The following is a 15,446-nucleotide window of genomic DNA, read 5'->3' as shown; positions in this document are numbered from 1 at the left end:
CACTCCTTTTTTGGCTTATAATCAATAAAAATTATAAGTAGTATTTTTTAGCAACAGTTAGATCATCATTCAATTCATAAACAAGTGGTTGACCTGTTGGAATTTCAAGATCCATGATGTCTTCGTCAGAGATACCTTCAATATGTTTTGCTAAAGCGCGTAATGAGTTACCATGTGCAGCTACTAAAACAGTTTTGTCATCTAGTAATGCTGGAGCAATATGATCTTGCCAGAATGGTAAAGCACGTTCCAAAGTAACTTTTAAGTTTTCGCCACCAGGGATATCGCGTTTGTCTAACATAGCGTAACGACGTTCGTTTGCAGCTGAACCTTCGTCAGTTTCATCCAATAATGGAGGAAGAGTGTCGTAAGAACGGCGCCAAATATGAACTTGTTCGTCACCATATTTTTCAGCAGTTTCTTTTTTGTTCAAACCTTGTAATTTACCATAGTGACGTTCGTTTAAGCGCCATGATTTTACTTGAGGTACCCAAAGTTGATCTGAGTATTCTAAGATAAGGTTACAAGTTTTGATGGCACGAGTTAAAACAGAAGTATAGGCAATGTCAAATTCGATTCCAGCTTCTTTGATTTTGCGTCCGCCTTCTTTTGCTTCTTCGATACCTTCTGGTGCTAAGTTTACATCAGCCCAACCAGTAAATTGGTTTAAAGCATTCCATTCACTAAGACCGTGACGAGAAAAAACTAATTTTGGCATGTTTTGTGCTCCTTTTTAAAATATATTTATTTCTGAAAATTTCAGTTCTTGTTTATTGTACAATTTTTTTGAAAAGATTTCCATTGAAAATGATAGAAGATTAGGTTCAGATACGCAAAAAATATAAAAAAATAAGCAATCTTCGAAAAGATTACTTATTTTTAATTAATTATATAATTGCTCAATATCTTTTTCTGGAAGATTTATATATTTATAGCAAGTTCCAACAGAAACCCCACATTTTGATGAAATAAATTGGATTGTTTCTTTTTTTTCATAATAAAGACGACGAATTTTTTTGATAGTTTTGGCATCAATTTTAGGACGACCACCAATTTTTCCTTTTTTACGTGCTTCATTCAAGCCAATTAAAGTACGTTCTTTAATCAATGAGCATTCCATCGTAGCTAGACCTTCCATCAATTGAAAGTAAATTTTGCCCATTGGTTTACGAGTATCGATTTCTTCGGCAATACTTACTAAGTGAAGCCCACGATCGTTAAAAAGTTTTGTGAATTCCGTTAATTGTCTCGTTGATTTGCCAAGACGATGCAGTTGGCAAATGACAAGTGTGTCTCCTTGTTGCATTTGTTCAATGACGGATTCTAATTTGATCATTGTCTCAGCATCTTTTGATTCGTACGTTTCATGGAAAATTTCCTGACAACCAAAGGTAGATAGTTGTTCAACCTGAGTTGTTAAATCAACATCGTTTATGGTTGTGCGTGCATAACCAATAATTTTCATGATGATTCCTTTCTAGCGGTGATTTTTAAACAGAATACAATAGTAAAAATTTAGCATAAAGTCCATAAAAAAGATAGTATTTTAGCGGATTTTATCTAGAAGGTTTATCTGGAAATACTATACTTTAGGAGCGTGTGGTGTATCCAAAATTTGCACTCCATTGTCAGATCCGACAACTACTTTTGAAACAAGATTCAAGAATAAGCCATGTTCAACAACACCAACAAGATTATCTAAGTAGTCGGCAAGTGTTTCTGGCTGTTCAATAGTTTGAAGATGTAAATCAATAATGAAATGTCCACTATCAGTTTTAAGGGTTTCACCATTCGTTGTTTTTCGTAAAACTGGATGAAAACCTTTTGCTTCAAATAGACGTAGCAACTGTTGTGAACCATATGGGATAACTTCAACAGGGAGAGGAAAATTCCCGAGTTTTTCGACTAGTTTTGATTCATCGACGATCCAAATCGTTTCTTTTGAATAGGTAGCGACGATTTTTTCGAATAGTAAGGCCGCACCTCCGCCTTTAATTCCTTGAAAATCAGTACTGATTTCGTCTGCACCATCAATCGTTAGGTCAACTTCAACAACATCATCAATACTCTTTAATGGAATACCGAGTTTTTCGGCTTGTTCTTTCGTTGCATTTGATGTTGTTACACCTACGATTTTTAGTCCCTCTTCTCTCATCCGGCGACCAAGTTCTTCTACCATATAATAAGCAGTAGATCCAGTTCCGAGACCAACGATCATACCATCTTTGACAAATTTTGCGGCTTCGATACCAGCCTGTTGTTTTAGATTCATGTTTGCTTTCCCCTTTTTTTGAGTTTGAGCTTTCCAGCTTATTTTAGCGTTTATTTCAGTAAAAAGATACCTTTCTTTAGAGTCAATTTGAATGATTTTCAAAAAAAATATGGAACAAGTTGACATGGGTTTTCATTCATGCTATTCTAACGAAGGTGCTTTATCTACAGGTCTCTGTAAAGAGACGTGCTGACTGTTTATCAAAGCATATTTGATAAAGATGCAGACATTGCATTTATTTTTTATCGCAAAAAAAGAACCACCTGGATGTGTGGAACTAGATGCGAATGAGGGAAGGAGGAAACAAGGAATGCCTACAATTAACCAATTAGTACGTAAACCTCGTAAATCAAAGGTGGAAAAATCAAATTCACCTGCTTTGAACAAAGGATATAACAGCTTTAAGAAAACTCAAACTAACGTGAACTCTCCTCAAAAACGTGGGGTAGCAACTCGTGTGGGAACTATGACACCTAAAAAACCGAACTCAGCTTTACGTAAATATGCTCGTGTTCGTTTGTCAAACTTGATTGAAGTTACTGCTTATATCCCAGGGATTGGTCATAACTTACAAGAACATAGCGTTGTATTATTACGCGGTGGACGTGTAAAAGACTTACCAGGGGTACGTTACCACATCGTTCGTGGTGCACTAGATACTGCTGGTGTTAACGATCGTAAACAAAGCCGTTCTAAATACGGTACTAAGAAACCTAAAGCTTAATTTTAATTAATTAGCCAAACAAACAATTAAACTTTACTTCTATATAAGAGGTAAATACTAAGAACTATATTTCGGAAGGAGGAGTTACGGATGCCACGTAAAGGTCCTGTTGCAAAACGTGATGTTTTACCAGATCCTATTTATAACTCAAAATTAGTAACTCGCTTAATCAACCGTGTAATGGTTGATGGAAAACGCGGGATTGCAGCTAACATTATCTATAATGCCTTTGATTTAATCAAAGAATCTACAGGTAACGATCCATTAGAAGTGTTTGAACAAGCAATGAAAAATGTAATGCCTGTTCTTGAAGTTAAAGCACGTCGTGTTGGGGGTTCAAACTATCAAGTACCAGTTGAAGTTCGCCCTGAACGTCGTACAACTCTAGGTCTTCGTTGGGTAGTAAACTACGCTCGCTTGCGCGGTGAACACACAATGGAAGAACGTCTAGCTAAAGAAATCATGGATGCTGCAAACAATACAGGTGCTTCTGTTAAAAAACGTGAAGACACTCATAAAATGGCAGATGCTAACCGTGCGTTTGCTCACTACCGCTGGTAAGATTCTCTCTGTTTGGTCGGCTTTATGCCGACCTCAGAAGATGTCCTTATTTTTAGCAACTAGATAGTAAAGAGAGGAGAAACAAGGAGAATGACCAGAGAATTTTCTTTAGATAATACTCGTAATATCGGTATCATGGCCCATATTGATGCTGGTAAAACAACTGCTACTGAACGTATCTTGTACTATACTGGTAAAATCCATAAAATTGGTGAAACTCATGAAGGAGCTTCACAAATGGACTGGATGGAACAAGAACAAGAACGTGGAATTACGATCACTTCTGCTGCAACAACTGCACAATGGAAGGGTCACCGAATCAACATCATTGACACACCAGGACACGTAGACTTCACTGTTGAAGTTGAACGTTCATTACGTGTACTTGATGGTGCTGTTACAGTTCTTGATGCACAATCAGGTGTAGAACCTCAAACTGAAACAGTTTGGCGTCAAGCTACAACTTATGGTGTACCTCGTATTGTATTTGCAAACAAAATGGATAAGATCGGTGCTGACTTCTTATATTCAGTATCAACTTTACATGACCGTTTGCAAGCAAATGCTCACCCAATTCAATTACCAATTGGTGCTGAAGATGACTTCACAGGAATTATTGACCTTGTAACAATGAAGGCTGAAATCTATACAAATGATTTAGGTACTGAAATTGAAGAACGAGAAATTCCAGAAGAATATCTTGAACTAGCTGAAGAATGGCGCGAAAAATTAGTTGAAGCAGTTGCTGAAACTGATGAAGAACTTACTTTGAAATACTTAGAAGGTGAAGAAATCACTGAAGCTGAGTTAAAAGAAGGTATTCGTCGTGCAACACTTAATGTAGACTTCTATCCAGTATTGTGTGGTTCAGCATTCAAGAATAAAGGGGTTCAATTGTTATTGGACGCTGTTCTTGATTACTTACCATCACCATTAGATATTCCTGCTATTAAAGGGATTGATCCTAAAACTGATGAAGAAGTTCTACGTCCTGCAGACGATGAAGCTCCATTCTCAGCATTAGCATTTAAAGTTATGACTGACCCATTCGTAGGTCGTTTAACTTTCTTCCGTGTGTACTCTGGTGTTTTAAAATCAGGTTCATACGTACAAAACGCAACAAAAGGCAAACGCGAACGTGTTGGTCGTATCTTACAGATGCACGCTAACTCACGTTCAGAAATCTCTGAAGTTTACGCTGGAGATATCGCTGCTGCTGTTGGTTTGAAAGATACAACAACTGGGGACACACTTTGTGACGAAAAGAATTTAGTAATTCTTGAATCAATGGAATTCCCAGAACCAGTTATCCAAGTCGCTATTGAACCTAAATCAAAAGCTGACCAAGATAAAATGGGTGTTGCTCTTCAAAAACTATCTGAAGAAGATCCTACTTTCCGTGCTGAAACAAACGTGGAAACAGGCGAAACTGTTATCGCTGGTATGGGTGAACTTCACTTAGACATTATCGTAGACCGTATGCGTCGCGAATTTAAAGTTGAAGCTAACGTAGGTGCTCCTCAAGTATCTTACCGTGAAACTTTCCGTGCTGGTACTCAAGCCGAAGGTAAGTTTGTACGTCAGTCTGGTGGTAAAGGTCAATACGGTCATGTATGGATTGAATTTACTCCAAACGAAGAAGGCGGCGGCTTTGAATTTGAAAATGCAATCGTCGGTGGGGTTGTTCCACGTGAATACATCCCAGCTGTTGAAACAGGTTTGAAAGATGCTATGGAAAATGGTGTCTTAGCTGGATATCCATTAGTTGATATCAAAGCAAAACTTTACGATGGTTCATACCATGATGTCGATTCAAATGAAACTGCCTTCCGCGTTGCTGCTTCTATGGCATTACGTGCGGCAGCTAAGAAAGCTAATCCAGTTATCCTTGAACCAATTATGGCTGTTGAAGTAGTTATTCCAGAAGATTACTTAGGTGATGTTATGGGACACGTTACTGCACGTCGTGGTCGCGTTGAAGGTATGGAAGCTCGCGCTGGCGGACAACAAGTTGTTCGTGCTATGGTTCCTCTTGCTGAAATGTTTGGTTATGCTACAACGCTTCGTTCAGCTACTCAAGGTCGTGGTACGTTTACTATGACATTTGACCACTACGAAGATGTACCAAAATCAGTTCAAGAAGAAATCATTAAGAAAAACGGCGGAAAAGCTGAATAATTTCTTAAAAACTTGATAATCACGTAAAGAGATTATCTAAAGAGACTATATTTTTAATATAGTTTCGTGTAAAATAACTATCGATGATATGGGCATGTGATGTACGTTGAGTACATCATGTTCCTATCAGATAAATAAAAAATTATATTGTATTTTGGGAGGACATTTTAAAATGGCAAAAGAAAAATTTGACCGTTCTAAACCACACGTTAACATTGGTACTATTGGCCACGTTGACCATGGTAAAACTACATTAACAGCTGCAATCACAACTGTACTATCTAAGAAAAACGGCGGCCAAGCTATGGCTTACGATCAAATCGATGGTGCTCCAGAAGAACGTGAACGCGGAATCACTATCTCAACAGCTCACGTTGAATATGAAACTGACACACGTCACTATGCTCACGTTGACTGCCCAGGACACGCGGACTACGTTAAAAACATGATCACTGGTGCTGCACAAATGGATGGAGCTATCTTAGTAGTTTCTGCTGCTGATGGTCCTATGCCTCAAACTCGTGAACATATTCTATTGTCACGTCAAGTTGGTGTTCCTTACATCGTTGTATTCTTGAACAAAGTTGACATGGTTGACGATGAAGAATTATTAGAATTAGTTGAAATGGAAGTTCGTGACTTATTAACAGAATACGAATTCCCTGGTGACGATGTTCCTGTTGTTGCTGGTTCAGCTTTGAAAGCTTTAGAAGGCGACGCTTCATACGAAGAAAAAATCCTTGAATTAATGGCTGCAGTTGACGAATATATCCCAACTCCAGAACGTGACAACGACAAACCATTCATGATGCCAGTTGAAGATGTATTCTCAATCACTGGTCGTGGTACTGTTGCAACTGGCCGTGTTGAACGTGGACAAGTTCGCGTTGGTGACGAAGTTGAAGTTGTTGGTATTGCTGAAGAAACTTCAAAAACAACTGTAACTGGTGTTGAAATGTTCCGTAAATTATTGGATTACGCTGAAGCAGGCGATAACATTGGTGCTTTATTACGTGGTGTTTCACGTGATGATATCCAACGTGGTCAAGTTTTAGCTAAACCAGGTACAATCACACCTCATACAAAATTCTCTGCAGAAGTATACGTGTTGACTAAAGAAGAAGGTGGACGTCATACTCCATTCTTCACTAACTACCGTCCACAATTCTACTTCCGTACAACAGACGTAACTGGTGTTGTTGAATTACCAGAAGGAACTGAAATGGTTATGCCTGGCGACAACGTAACTATGGAAGTTGAATTAATTCACCCAATCGCTATCGAAAACGGTACTAAATTCTCAATCCGTGAAGGCGGACGTACAGTTGGTGCTGGTGTCGTTACTGAAATCAAAGCTTAATTTTTAAGCTTACTCAAAGCAACATTATATTCGGACTTAAAAGCTCGAAACAATCATTGTTAGTGATTGTTTCGAGCTTTTTCTTTTCTTTATGAAAAAATATGAAAATAAATTGAATTTCCAAAGAAAAAGCCTTGCGTTGTATGTTTTAATATACTATAATTACAAAGGTGCGTTTACCTTGGTGAATTGCACAGACGGAATCAGGTTGATTCTTGTCGGCTAAGAAACGAGAGGTTGCGACACGCCCGGACGCTTTGCCACGAACGAGCGTGACGGAAATTTTCGTGGAGCTATGTCTACTTTTCAAAATAGGCGAAGGAGGGAACAAGATGGCAAAACAAAAAATTCGTATCCGTTTAAAAGCGTATGAACACCGTATTTTAGATCAATCAGCGGATAAAATTGTAGAAACTGCAAAAAGAACTGGAGCTAGTGTATCTGGTCCAATTCCATTACCAACAGAACGTAGTCTTTACACTGTTATTCGTGCGACTCATAAATACAAAGATTCTCGCGAACAATTCGAAATGCGTACTCACAAACGTCTAATTGACATTGTGAACCCAACACCAAAAACTGTTGATGCTTTGATGAAGCTAGACTTACCATCTGGTGTAAACATCGAAATCAAACTATAAAAAATTAAATTAATGGAGGTGTACTCATGACCAAAGGAATCTTAGGGAAAAAAGTGGGAATGACACAAATCTTCACTGAATCTGGTGAATTAATTCCAGTAACTGTTGTAGAAGCTACTCCAAACGTAGTACTACAAGTGAAAACAATGGAAACTGATGGCTACGAAGCTATTCAAGTTGGTTACCAAGATATGCGTGAAGTTTTATCAAACAAACCTGCGAAAGGTCATGTTGCAAAAGCAAACACGGCTCCTAAGCGCTTCATTCGTGAATTCAAAAATGTTGAGCTAGGAGAATATGAAGTAGGAAAAGAAGTTACAGTAGATGTTTTCCAAGCAGGAGACATTATTGATGTAACAGGTACTACGAAAGGTAAAGGATTCCAAGGGGTTATCAAACGTCACGGCCAAAGCCGCGGACCAATGGCTCACGGTTCTCGTTACCATCGTCGTCCTGGGTCAATGGGTCCAGTTGCACCTAACCGTGTATTCAAAAATAAACGTCTTGCTGGCCGTATGGGTGGCAACCGCGTGACAATCCAAAACTTGGAAGTTGTTCGCGTTGACGCAGAAAGAAACGTAATCTTAATTAAAGGTAACGTTCCTGGAGCTAAGAAATCATTAATCACTATCAAATCAGCTGTGAAAGCTAAATAATAGTAGGAAGAAAGGAGGAACTAAGGAATGCCGAATGTAGCATTATTCAAACAAGATGGTAGCCAAAACGGTGAAATCACACTTAACGAAGAAATTTTCGGAATCGAACCTAATGAAAGTGTTGTTTACGATGCAATCGTTATGCAACGTGCTTCATTAAGACAAGGAACACATGCGGTTAAAAATCGTAGCGCTGTTCGCGGCGGTGGACGTAAACCATGGCGTCAAAAAGGAACAGGTCGTGCTCGTCAAGGATCTATCCGCTCACCACAATGGCGTGGAGGTGGCGTAGTTTTCGGACCAACACCACGTTCTTACAGCTACAAACTTCCTAAAAAAGTTCGTCGTTTAGCAATGAAATCTGTTTTATCAGAAAAAGTTGCTTCAAATAACTTGGTTGTTGTTGACGCATTAAGCTTTGACGCACCAAAAACAAAAGAATTTAAAGAAGTTCTTGCTAACTTATCTGTAGACGCTAAAGTATTAGTAGTTTTAGAAACTGGCAATGAGTTTGCTGCTTTATCTGCACGTAACTTATCAAACGTTTCTGTAGTAACTTCTGATAATGTTAGTGTTCTAGACGTTGTTTCTAACGTGAAAGTGTTAGCAACACAAACTGCTCTTACTCAAATTGAGGAGGTGCTTGCATAATGAACTTACTAGACGTAATCAAACGCCCAGTGATCACTGAGAAATCTATGCTTGCTATGGATGATAAAAAGTATACTTTCGAAGTTGACACTCGCGTAAACAAAACTTTAGTAAAACAAGCGGTAGAAGCTGCTTTTGACGTTAAAGTCAAAAACGTGAACATCGTGAATGTTCGTGCGAAATTCAAGCGTATGGGCAAACATGCGGGATACACTAAAAAACGTCGCAAAGCGATTGTTACATTAACAGAAGATTCAAAAGAAATTCAATTATTCGAAGCTGCTGAATAGGCACTATCTTGAAAACTTATTATAAATAGGAGGGAAAAACGTGGCGATTAAAAAGTACAAACCTACCTCAAATGGTCGTCGTAACATGACAGGTTCTGATTTTGCTGAAATCACAACATCAACACCTGAAAAATCATTGTTACAACCATTGAAAAACCATGCTGGTCGTAATAACAACGGTCGCATCACTGTACGTCATCAAGGCGGCGGACACAAACGTCAATACCGCGTAATCGACTTCAAACGTAACAAAGATAACGTTGTTGCTACTGTTCAAACGATCGAATATGATCCAAACCGTTCAGCAAACATCGCGTTAGTACACTACGAAGATGGAGTGAAAGCTTACATCTTAGCACCAAAAGGACTACAAGTTGGAATGAAACTTGTTTCAGGTCCAGATGCAGATATCAAAGTTGGTAATGCTCTTCCTTTGGAAAACATTCCAGTTGGTACTGTTATCCATAACATCGAAATGAAACCTGGTAAAGGTGGACAATTAATTCGTTCTGCTGGTACAAGTGCTCAAGTACTTGGTAAAGAAGGCAAATATGTATTGATCCGCTTAAACTCTGGTGAAGTTCGTATGATTTTAGCTGCATGCCGTGCAACTATCGGTTCTGTAGGTAATGAACAACATGAACTTATTAACATCGGTAAAGCTGGACGCTCTCGTTGGATGCGCAAACGCCCAACAGTACGTGGTAGCGTAATGAACCCTAACGATCACCCACACGGTGGTGGTGAAGGTAAAGCTCCGATCGGACGTAAAGCACCAGTTTCTCCTTGGGGTCAACCAGCTCTTGGTTACAAAACTCGTAACAAGAAAGCCCAATCAGACAAACTTATCGTACGTCGTCGCAAGACTAAATAATTTCTTTGACCATGTGTCGCACATTTTGAGAGGAGGTTCACCATGGGTCGTAGTTTAAAGAAAGGACCTTTCGTCGATGAGCATTTAATGAAAAAAGTTGAAGCTCAAGCGGGGGTTGAAAAGAAAAAAGTTATCAAAACTTGGTCACGTAGATCAACAGTATTCCCAAGTTTTGTTGGATATACCATCGCAGTTTATGATGGACGTAAACATGTACCAGTTTACATCCAAGAAGACATGGTAGGACACAAATTAGGTGAATTTGCACCAACAAGAACTTATCGTGGCCACGCTGCAGACGATAAGAAAACTAAACGCTAATTTGAGGGGAGGATAAATCCAAATGGCAGAACAAATCACATCAGCTAAAGCAACTGCAAAAACAGTTCGCACTTCACCTCGAAAAGCCCGTTTAGTAATTGACCTTATCAGAGGTAAAAGTGTTGCGGATGCAATTTCAATTTTGAAATTCACACCGAACAAATCTGCTGGAATCATCGAGAAAGTCTTGATGTCAGCAGTTGCAAATGCAGAAAATAATTTTGACTTAGACGTTGAAAATTTAGTAGTATCTGAAGCTTTTATTAACGAAGGACCAACAATGAAACGTTTCCGTCCACGCGCAAAAGGTTCAGCTTCTCCAATCAATAAACGTACAAGTCATATTACAGTAGTCGTATCAGAAAAATAAGGAGGGATAATCAGTGGGTCAAAAAGTACATCCAATTGGAATGCGTGTAGGCATCATCCGCGACTGGGATGCTAAATGGTATGCTGAAAAAGAGTATGCTGAATTCTTACACGAAGATCTAAGAATCCGTAAATTTATTTCAACTAAACTTGCTGATGCCGCTGTGTCAACTGTTGAAATCGAACGTGCTGCAAATCGCGTAAACATTTCAATCCACACAGCTAAACCAGGTATGGTTATTGGTAAAGGCGGTTCTGAAGTTGAAAGCCTAAGAAAAGAATTAAATAAATTAACTGGTAAAAGAATTCACATCAACATCGTGGAAATCAAAAAACCAGATTTAGATGCTAAATTAGTGGGCGAAGGAATTGCACGTCAATTAGAAAACCGTGTAGCTTTCCGTCGTGCGCAAAAACAAGCTATCCAACGTTCAATGCGTGCAGGCGCTAAAGGGATCAAAACTCAAGTATCTGGACGCTTAAATGGTGCTGATATTGCACGATCAGAAGGATACTCAGAAGGAACTGTTCCTCTTCATACATTACGTGCGGATATCGATTATGCATGGGAAGAAGCAGATACAACATACGGAAAACTAGGAGTTAAAGTGTGGATCTATCGTGGAGAAATTCTTCCAACTAAAAAAAACACTGAGAAAGGAGGGAAATAATCATGTTAGTACCTAAACGTGTAAAACACCGTCGTGAATTCCGCGGAAAAATGCGTGGTGAAGCTAAAGGTGGTAAAGAAATCGCATTTGGTGAATATGGCTTACAAGCTGTTGATTCACACTGGATTACAAACCGACAAATCGAAGCTTCTCGTATCGCAATGACTCGTTACATGAAACGTGGTGGGAAAGTATGGATTAAAATTTTCCCTCACAAATCTTATACTGCCAAAGCAATTGGGGTACGTATGGGTTCTGGTAAAGGGGCACCTGAAGGATGGGTTGCACCAGTAAAACGTGGTAAAATCATGTTTGAAATTGCAGGCGTTCCTGAAGAGGTAGCTCGTGAAGCGTTACGTCTAGCTTCTCACAAATTACCAATGAAAACTAAGATCGTAAAACGTGAGGAAATGGGTGGTGAATCGAATGAAGGTTAAAGAAATCAGAGAATTAACCACTGCCGAAATGCTTGATCAAGAAAAACAATTAAAAGAAGAATTGTTTAATCTTAGATTCCAATTAGCAACAGGTCAATTAGAAAACACTGCACGTATTAAAGAAGTACGTAAATCGATTGCACGCATCAAAACTGTATTGCGTGAACAAGCTAAGTAATTATGGAAGGAGGCCATTAAGCGTATGACTGAAGAAAGAAATCAACGCAAGGTTTATCAAGGTCGTGTAGTTTCAGACAAAATGGATAAAACAATCACCGTTGCTGTCGAAACTAAGAAAAATCACCCTATCTATGGCAAACGCATGAACTATTCTAAGAAATACAAAGTGCATGATGAAAACAACACTGCCAAAGTGGGAGATATCGTGAGAATTATGGAAACTCGTCCATTATCAGCTACAAAACGTTTCCGTTTACTAGAAGTAGTCGAAGAAGCAGTTATTATCTAATAACACGAGATTTTCCTATATAGATTGAATGCAAAATCTGAAAGGAGGATACACAACGTGATCCAAGCAGAAAGTCGTTTAAAAGTCGCTGACAATTCAGGCGCACGTGAAATTTTGACGATCAAAGTCCTTGGTGGATCTGGTCGTAAAACTGCTAATATCGGTGATGTTATCGTTGCTACGGTTAAACAAGCAACGCCAGGTGGGGTTGTCAAAAAAGGTGACGTCGTTAAAGCCGTTATCGTTCGAACAAAATCAGGAGCTCGTCGTACAGACGGTTCATACATTAAGTTTGATGAAAATGCTGCAGTGATTATTCGTGATGATAAAAGCCCTCGTGGAACACGTATCTTTGGGCCAGTTGCACGTGAACTACGTGAAAACAACTTCATGAAGATCGTTTCACTAGCACCAGAAGTTTTATAATCTTGAGACACTTATCAAAGGAGGTGCGAAACAGTTATGTTTGTTAAAAAAGGCGATAAAGTTAAAGTTATCACTGGAAAAGACAAAAATAAAGAAGGCGTTGTATTAGCAGCGTTTCCTAAAAAAGATAAAGTCATTGTCGAAGGTGTGAATATTGTCAAAAAACACCAAAAACCTTCTCAGGCTGCTCCTCAAGGTGGTATTGTTGAGATGGAAGCTCCAGTTCATGTTTCTAACGTGATGGTGATCGACTCTACTGGTGTAGCTGGCCGAGTTGGCTACAAAGAAGTAGATGGCAAAAAAGTCCGTGTTTCTAAAAAAACCGGTGAAGTTCTAGATAAATAATAATTTTAAGGAAGGAGGGTCTTACTGAATGAACCGCCTAAAAGAAAAATATCTTAAAGAAATTACTCCATCATTGATGGAAAAATTCGACTATAGCTCTGTTATGCAAACACCTAAAGTTGAAAAAATCGTCATCAACATGGGTGTTGGTGATGCGGTATCAAACGCTAAAAACTTAGACAAAGCAGTTGAAGAATTAACTTTAATCACTGGACAAAAACCAATGATTACTAAAGCAAAAAAATCAATCGCTGGATTCCGTTTACGTGAAGGAATGCCAATTGGTGCAAAAGTTACTTTGCGCGGAGAAAGAATGTATGAATTCTTAGACAAATTGGTTTCAGTTTCACTACCACGTGTACGTGATTTCCATGGTGTAAGTAAAAAAGCCTTTGACGGTCGTGGAAACTATACTTTAGGTATTAAAGAACAATTGATCTTCCCAGAAGTAGATTATGATTTAGTAGATAAAGTACGCGGTATGGACATCGTTATTGTAACAACAGCTAACTCAGATGAAGAATCTCGTGAGTTGTTAACACAATTAGGTATGCCATTCCAAAAATAATTAAAGGAGGCGAACTACGTGGCTAAAAAATCAATGATTGCTAAAAACAAACGTCCTGCAAAACATTCAACACAAGCTTATACTCGTTGCGAACGTTGCGGACGTCCACATTCAGTTTATCGTAAGTTCCATCTTTGCCGTATTTGCTTCCGCGAACTTGCCTATAAAGGTCAAATTCCCGGCGTGAAGAAAGCTAGCTGGTAAAAAGTAAATTCGCATAAGAAGGAGGTAATTAGTTCAATGGTCATGACAGATCCAATTGCAGATTTTCTAACTCGTATCCGTAATGCAAACATGGTTAAACATGAGTCTTTAGAAGTACCTGCATCAAAAATCAAACGTGACATCGCTGAAATCTTGAAACGTGAAGGTTTCGTCCGTGATGTTGAATATATCGAAGATGACAAACAAGGCGTAATCCGTGTTTTCCTAAAATTTGGTAAAAACGGTGAACGTGTTATCACAAACTTAAAACGTATTTCTAAACCAGGATTGCGTGCTTATGTCAAAGCTGACGAAGTACCAAAAGTATTAAATGGTTTAGGTATCGCAATTATTTCGACTTCTGACGGTGTTATCACTGACAAAGAAGCTCGTGAAAAAAATGTCGGCGGCGAAGTTATCGCTTACGTATGGTAATTAAGTAGAATCTACAAGGAGGTGTCTTTAAGTGAGCCGTATCGGAAATAAAATCGTAGTCATTCCTGCAGGAGTAACTGTTACTCAAGATGGAAATGATATTACAGTTAAAGGACCTAAAGGTGAATTAACACGTACTTTTTCTTCAGATATTACTATGAATATTGAAGGAAATGAAGTTACTTTCACTCGTCCAAACGACAGTAAAGAAATGAAAACAATCCATGGAACAACTCGTGCTAACTTCAACAACATGGTTGTCGGTGTTAGTGAAGGTTTCCAAAAAGCATTAGAACTTATTGGGGTTGGATACCGTGCACAATTACAAGGTTCAAAACTTGTATTGAACGTTGGTTATTCTCATCCAGTAGAAATTACACCACCAGCTGGTGTTACAGTTGAAGTTCCTGCCAATACACAAGTAATTGTTAAAGGTGCGAACAAAGAAGCAGTTGGCGAATTAGCTGCGAACATTCGTGGTACTCGTCCTCCAGAACCTTATAAAGGTAAAGGTATTCGCTATGTTGGTGAATATGTACGCCGTAAAGAAGGTAAAACTGGTAAATAATCGTAATTTGTTCAAATTACGATTCGCGGCCTAACGGCTAGCATTATTAAAGAGGTGACAATTGTGATTACAAAACCAGATAAGAATAAAACACGTCAAAAGAGACATCGTCGTGTACGTAATAATATCTCTGGTACTGCTGAGCGCCCACGCTTGAACGTTTTCCGTTCTAATAAAAACATCTACGCGCAATTAATTGATGACGTAGCGGGTGTAACGCTAGCAAGTGCCTCTACCTTGGATAAAGAAATTTCAGGTGGAACAAAAACAGAAACAGCTACTGCTGTGGGTAAATTAGTTGCTGAACGCGCAGCTGAAAAAGGCATTAAAGTAGTAGTCTTTGACCGTGGTGGATACCTTTACCATGGCCGTGTGCAAGCTTTAGCTGAAGCTGCTCGCGAAAATGGACTAGAATTTTAGAAGAAG

The 15,446-nt window shown here is 38.8% G+C and carries 25 protein-coding genes; 22 read left to right on the top strand and 3 right to left on the bottom strand.

Annotated elements, in window-relative coordinates:
• Positions 1-31: 31 nt before the first annotated feature.
• The 3 genes from gpmA to rpiA form a co-directional block, all read right to left on the bottom strand.
• On the bottom strand, positions 32-718 hold the full coding sequence (gene gpmA / locus DOK81_RS02535; RefSeq protein WP_067483560.1) for a 2,3-diphosphoglycerate-dependent phosphoglycerate mutase: 687 nt from the start codon (positions 716-718) through the stop codon (positions 32-34).
• Between the two features lie 165 nt (positions 719-883).
• On the bottom strand, positions 884-1,465 hold the full coding sequence (locus tag DOK81_RS02530) for a recombinase family protein (protein WP_206907755.1): 582 nt from the start codon (positions 1,463-1,465) through the stop codon (positions 884-886).
• Positions 1,466-1,582: 117 nt separating this feature from the next.
• The gene (gene rpiA / locus DOK81_RS02525; RefSeq protein WP_206907754.1) at positions 1,583-2,272 is read right to left on the bottom strand and encodes a ribose-5-phosphate isomerase RpiA; all 690 of its coding nucleotides are present in this window, start codon (positions 2,270-2,272) and stop codon (positions 1,583-1,585) included.
• A gap of 310 nt (positions 2,273-2,582) precedes the next feature.
• On the opposite strand from rpiA, the gene rpsL reads away from it, so the two are divergent.
• From rpsL to rplR, 22 genes are all read left to right on the top strand, one after another.
• Complete coding sequence (rpsL, locus tag DOK81_RS02520) at positions 2,583-2,996, top strand: 30S ribosomal protein S12 (protein ID WP_002294318.1); 414 nt, start codon at positions 2,583-2,585, stop codon at positions 2,994-2,996.
• 90 nt (positions 2,997-3,086) lie between these two features.
• Positions 3,087-3,557 carry a 30S ribosomal protein S7 gene (gene rpsG / locus DOK81_RS02515; RefSeq protein WP_067483554.1) on the top strand — a complete coding sequence of 157 codons (471 nt, stop codon included), beginning with the start codon at positions 3,087-3,089 and terminating at the stop codon, positions 3,555-3,557.
• Between the two features lie 90 nt (positions 3,558-3,647).
• Positions 3,648-5,735 (top strand): elongation factor G, encoded by a 2,088-nt coding sequence (gene fusA, locus DOK81_RS02510; RefSeq protein WP_206907753.1) that lies wholly within the window; start codon positions 3,648-3,650, stop codon positions 5,733-5,735.
• A 172-nt stretch (positions 5,736-5,907) separates the two neighbouring features.
• Entirely contained in the window at positions 5,908-7,095 is a 1,188-nt protein-coding gene (gene tuf / locus DOK81_RS02505) for an elongation factor Tu (RefSeq protein ID WP_206898899.1), read from the top strand.
• 332 nt (positions 7,096-7,427) lie between these two features.
• Positions 7,428-7,736 carry a 30S ribosomal protein S10 gene (rpsJ, locus tag DOK81_RS02500; RefSeq protein WP_005880808.1) on the top strand — a complete coding sequence of 103 codons (309 nt, stop codon included), beginning with the start codon at positions 7,428-7,430 and terminating at the stop codon, positions 7,734-7,736.
• A gap of 26 nt (positions 7,737-7,762) precedes the next feature.
• Positions 7,763-8,392, top strand: coding sequence for a 50S ribosomal protein L3 (gene rplC / locus DOK81_RS02495; protein ID WP_067483548.1), 630 nt, complete (start codon positions 7,763-7,765; stop codon positions 8,390-8,392).
• Positions 8,393-8,419: 27 nt separating this feature from the next.
• Positions 8,420-9,043 (top strand): 50S ribosomal protein L4, encoded by a 624-nt coding sequence (gene rplD, locus DOK81_RS02490; protein WP_067483547.1) that lies wholly within the window; start codon positions 8,420-8,422, stop codon positions 9,041-9,043.
• Positions 9,043-9,333: a 50S ribosomal protein L23 gene (gene rplW, locus DOK81_RS02485; protein ID WP_067483546.1), complete on the top strand. Its 291-nt coding sequence runs from the start codon at positions 9,043-9,045 to the stop codon at positions 9,331-9,333. The genes rplD and rplW overlap by 1 nt, the downstream gene beginning before the upstream one ends.
• Positions 9,334-9,373: 40 nt before the next feature.
• Positions 9,374-10,207, top strand: a complete 834-nt coding sequence (gene rplB, locus DOK81_RS02480; protein WP_206898898.1) for a 50S ribosomal protein L2 — start codon at positions 9,374-9,376, stop codon at positions 10,205-10,207.
• Between the two features lie 42 nt (positions 10,208-10,249).
• A complete protein-coding gene (gene rpsS / locus DOK81_RS02475) occupies positions 10,250-10,528 on the top strand; it encodes a 30S ribosomal protein S19 (protein WP_002288655.1) in 279 nt (92 codons plus the stop codon).
• A gap of 22 nt (positions 10,529-10,550) precedes the next feature.
• Entirely contained in the window at positions 10,551-10,898 is a 348-nt protein-coding gene (rplV, locus tag DOK81_RS02470; RefSeq protein ID WP_067483544.1) for a 50S ribosomal protein L22, read from the top strand.
• Between the two features lie 13 nt (positions 10,899-10,911).
• Positions 10,912-11,568 carry a 30S ribosomal protein S3 gene (rpsC, locus tag DOK81_RS02465; RefSeq protein ID WP_067483543.1) on the top strand — a complete coding sequence of 219 codons (657 nt, stop codon included), beginning with the start codon at positions 10,912-10,914 and terminating at the stop codon, positions 11,566-11,568.
• A gap of 2 nt (positions 11,569-11,570) precedes the next feature.
• Positions 11,571-12,005: a 50S ribosomal protein L16 gene (rplP, locus tag DOK81_RS02460; RefSeq protein WP_067483541.1), complete on the top strand. Its 435-nt coding sequence runs from the start codon at positions 11,571-11,573 to the stop codon at positions 12,003-12,005.
• Positions 11,995-12,183, top strand: coding sequence for a 50S ribosomal protein L29 (gene rpmC, locus DOK81_RS02455; protein WP_002288664.1), 189 nt, complete (start codon positions 11,995-11,997; stop codon positions 12,181-12,183). The genes rplP and rpmC overlap by 11 nt, the downstream gene beginning before the upstream one ends.
• Positions 12,184-12,207: 24 nt before the next feature.
• A complete protein-coding gene (gene rpsQ, locus DOK81_RS02450; protein ID WP_067483538.1) occupies positions 12,208-12,474 on the top strand; it encodes a 30S ribosomal protein S17 in 267 nt (88 codons plus the stop codon).
• 57 nt (positions 12,475-12,531) lie between these two features.
• Positions 12,532-12,900 (top strand): 50S ribosomal protein L14, encoded by a 369-nt coding sequence (gene rplN / locus DOK81_RS02445; protein ID WP_002288669.1) that lies wholly within the window; start codon positions 12,532-12,534, stop codon positions 12,898-12,900.
• A gap of 36 nt (positions 12,901-12,936) precedes the next feature.
• Positions 12,937-13,245 (top strand): 50S ribosomal protein L24, encoded by a 309-nt coding sequence (gene rplX, locus DOK81_RS02440; protein WP_067483536.1) that lies wholly within the window; start codon positions 12,937-12,939, stop codon positions 13,243-13,245.
• 28 nt (positions 13,246-13,273) lie between these two features.
• Positions 13,274-13,813 carry a 50S ribosomal protein L5 gene (rplE, locus tag DOK81_RS02435; protein WP_067483534.1) on the top strand — a complete coding sequence of 180 codons (540 nt, stop codon included), beginning with the start codon at positions 13,274-13,276 and terminating at the stop codon, positions 13,811-13,813.
• A gap of 18 nt (positions 13,814-13,831) precedes the next feature.
• Positions 13,832-14,017 carry a type Z 30S ribosomal protein S14 gene (locus DOK81_RS02430; protein WP_002356214.1) on the top strand — a complete coding sequence of 62 codons (186 nt, stop codon included), beginning with the start codon at positions 13,832-13,834 and terminating at the stop codon, positions 14,015-14,017.
• A gap of 36 nt (positions 14,018-14,053) precedes the next feature.
• Positions 14,054-14,452 (top strand): 30S ribosomal protein S8, encoded by a 399-nt coding sequence (rpsH, locus tag DOK81_RS02425; RefSeq protein WP_067483532.1) that lies wholly within the window; start codon positions 14,054-14,056, stop codon positions 14,450-14,452.
• A gap of 31 nt (positions 14,453-14,483) precedes the next feature.
• Entirely contained in the window at positions 14,484-15,020 is a 537-nt protein-coding gene (gene rplF / locus DOK81_RS02420) for a 50S ribosomal protein L6 (protein ID WP_067483530.1), read from the top strand.
• Positions 15,021-15,083: 63 nt separating this feature from the next.
• On the top strand, positions 15,084-15,440 hold the full coding sequence (rplR, locus tag DOK81_RS02415; protein WP_075491300.1) for a 50S ribosomal protein L18: 357 nt from the start codon (positions 15,084-15,086) through the stop codon (positions 15,438-15,440).
• The last annotated feature ends 6 nt before the right edge of the window (positions 15,441-15,446 follow it).

Origin of the sequence: Enterococcus sp. DIV0660C (assembly GCF_017316125.1) — a bacterium.
In the GTDB taxonomy this organism is placed as follows: domain Bacteria; phylum Bacillota; class Bacilli; order Lactobacillales; family Enterococcaceae; genus Enterococcus_B.
Note: the sequence above shows the minus strand (reverse complement) of the source record. Positions and strands in the feature narration are given on the sequence as shown.

Excerpts from the sequence above, each read along its gene's own strand:
- gpmA (WP_067483560.1), bottom strand. The coding sequence starts at position 718 with ATGCCAAAATTAGTTTTTTCTCGTCACGGTCTTAGTGAATGGAATGCT.
- DOK81_RS02530 (WP_206907755.1), bottom strand. The coding sequence starts at position 1,465 with ATGAAAATTATTGGTTATGCACGCACAACCATAAACGATGTTGATTTA.
- rpiA (WP_206907754.1), bottom strand. The coding sequence starts at position 2,272 with ATGAATCTAAAACAACAGGCTGGTATCGAAGCCGCAAAATTTGTCAAA.
- rpsL (WP_002294318.1), top strand. The coding sequence starts at position 2,583 with ATGCCTACAATTAACCAATTAGTACGTAAACCTCGTAAATCAAAGGTG.
- rpsG (WP_067483554.1), top strand. The coding sequence starts at position 3,087 with ATGCCACGTAAAGGTCCTGTTGCAAAACGTGATGTTTTACCAGATCCT.
- fusA (WP_206907753.1), top strand. The coding sequence starts at position 3,648 with ATGACCAGAGAATTTTCTTTAGATAATACTCGTAATATCGGTATCATG.
- tuf (WP_206898899.1), top strand. The coding sequence starts at position 5,908 with ATGGCAAAAGAAAAATTTGACCGTTCTAAACCACACGTTAACATTGGT.
- rpsJ (WP_005880808.1), top strand. The coding sequence starts at position 7,428 with ATGGCAAAACAAAAAATTCGTATCCGTTTAAAAGCGTATGAACACCGT.
- rplC (WP_067483548.1), top strand. The coding sequence starts at position 7,763 with ATGACCAAAGGAATCTTAGGGAAAAAAGTGGGAATGACACAAATCTTC.
- rplD (WP_067483547.1), top strand. The coding sequence starts at position 8,420 with ATGCCGAATGTAGCATTATTCAAACAAGATGGTAGCCAAAACGGTGAA.
- rplW (WP_067483546.1), top strand. The coding sequence starts at position 9,043 with ATGAACTTACTAGACGTAATCAAACGCCCAGTGATCACTGAGAAATCT.
- rpsS (WP_002288655.1), top strand. The coding sequence starts at position 10,250 with ATGGGTCGTAGTTTAAAGAAAGGACCTTTCGTCGATGAGCATTTAATG.
- rplV (WP_067483544.1), top strand. The coding sequence starts at position 10,551 with ATGGCAGAACAAATCACATCAGCTAAAGCAACTGCAAAAACAGTTCGC.
- rplP (WP_067483541.1), top strand. The coding sequence starts at position 11,571 with ATGTTAGTACCTAAACGTGTAAAACACCGTCGTGAATTCCGCGGAAAA.
- rpmC (WP_002288664.1), top strand. The coding sequence starts at position 11,995 with ATGAAGGTTAAAGAAATCAGAGAATTAACCACTGCCGAAATGCTTGAT.
- rpsQ (WP_067483538.1), top strand. The coding sequence starts at position 12,208 with ATGACTGAAGAAAGAAATCAACGCAAGGTTTATCAAGGTCGTGTAGTT.
- rplX (WP_067483536.1), top strand. The coding sequence starts at position 12,937 with ATGTTTGTTAAAAAAGGCGATAAAGTTAAAGTTATCACTGGAAAAGAC.
- rplE (WP_067483534.1), top strand. The coding sequence starts at position 13,274 with ATGAACCGCCTAAAAGAAAAATATCTTAAAGAAATTACTCCATCATTG.
- rpsH (WP_067483532.1), top strand. The coding sequence starts at position 14,054 with ATGGTCATGACAGATCCAATTGCAGATTTTCTAACTCGTATCCGTAAT.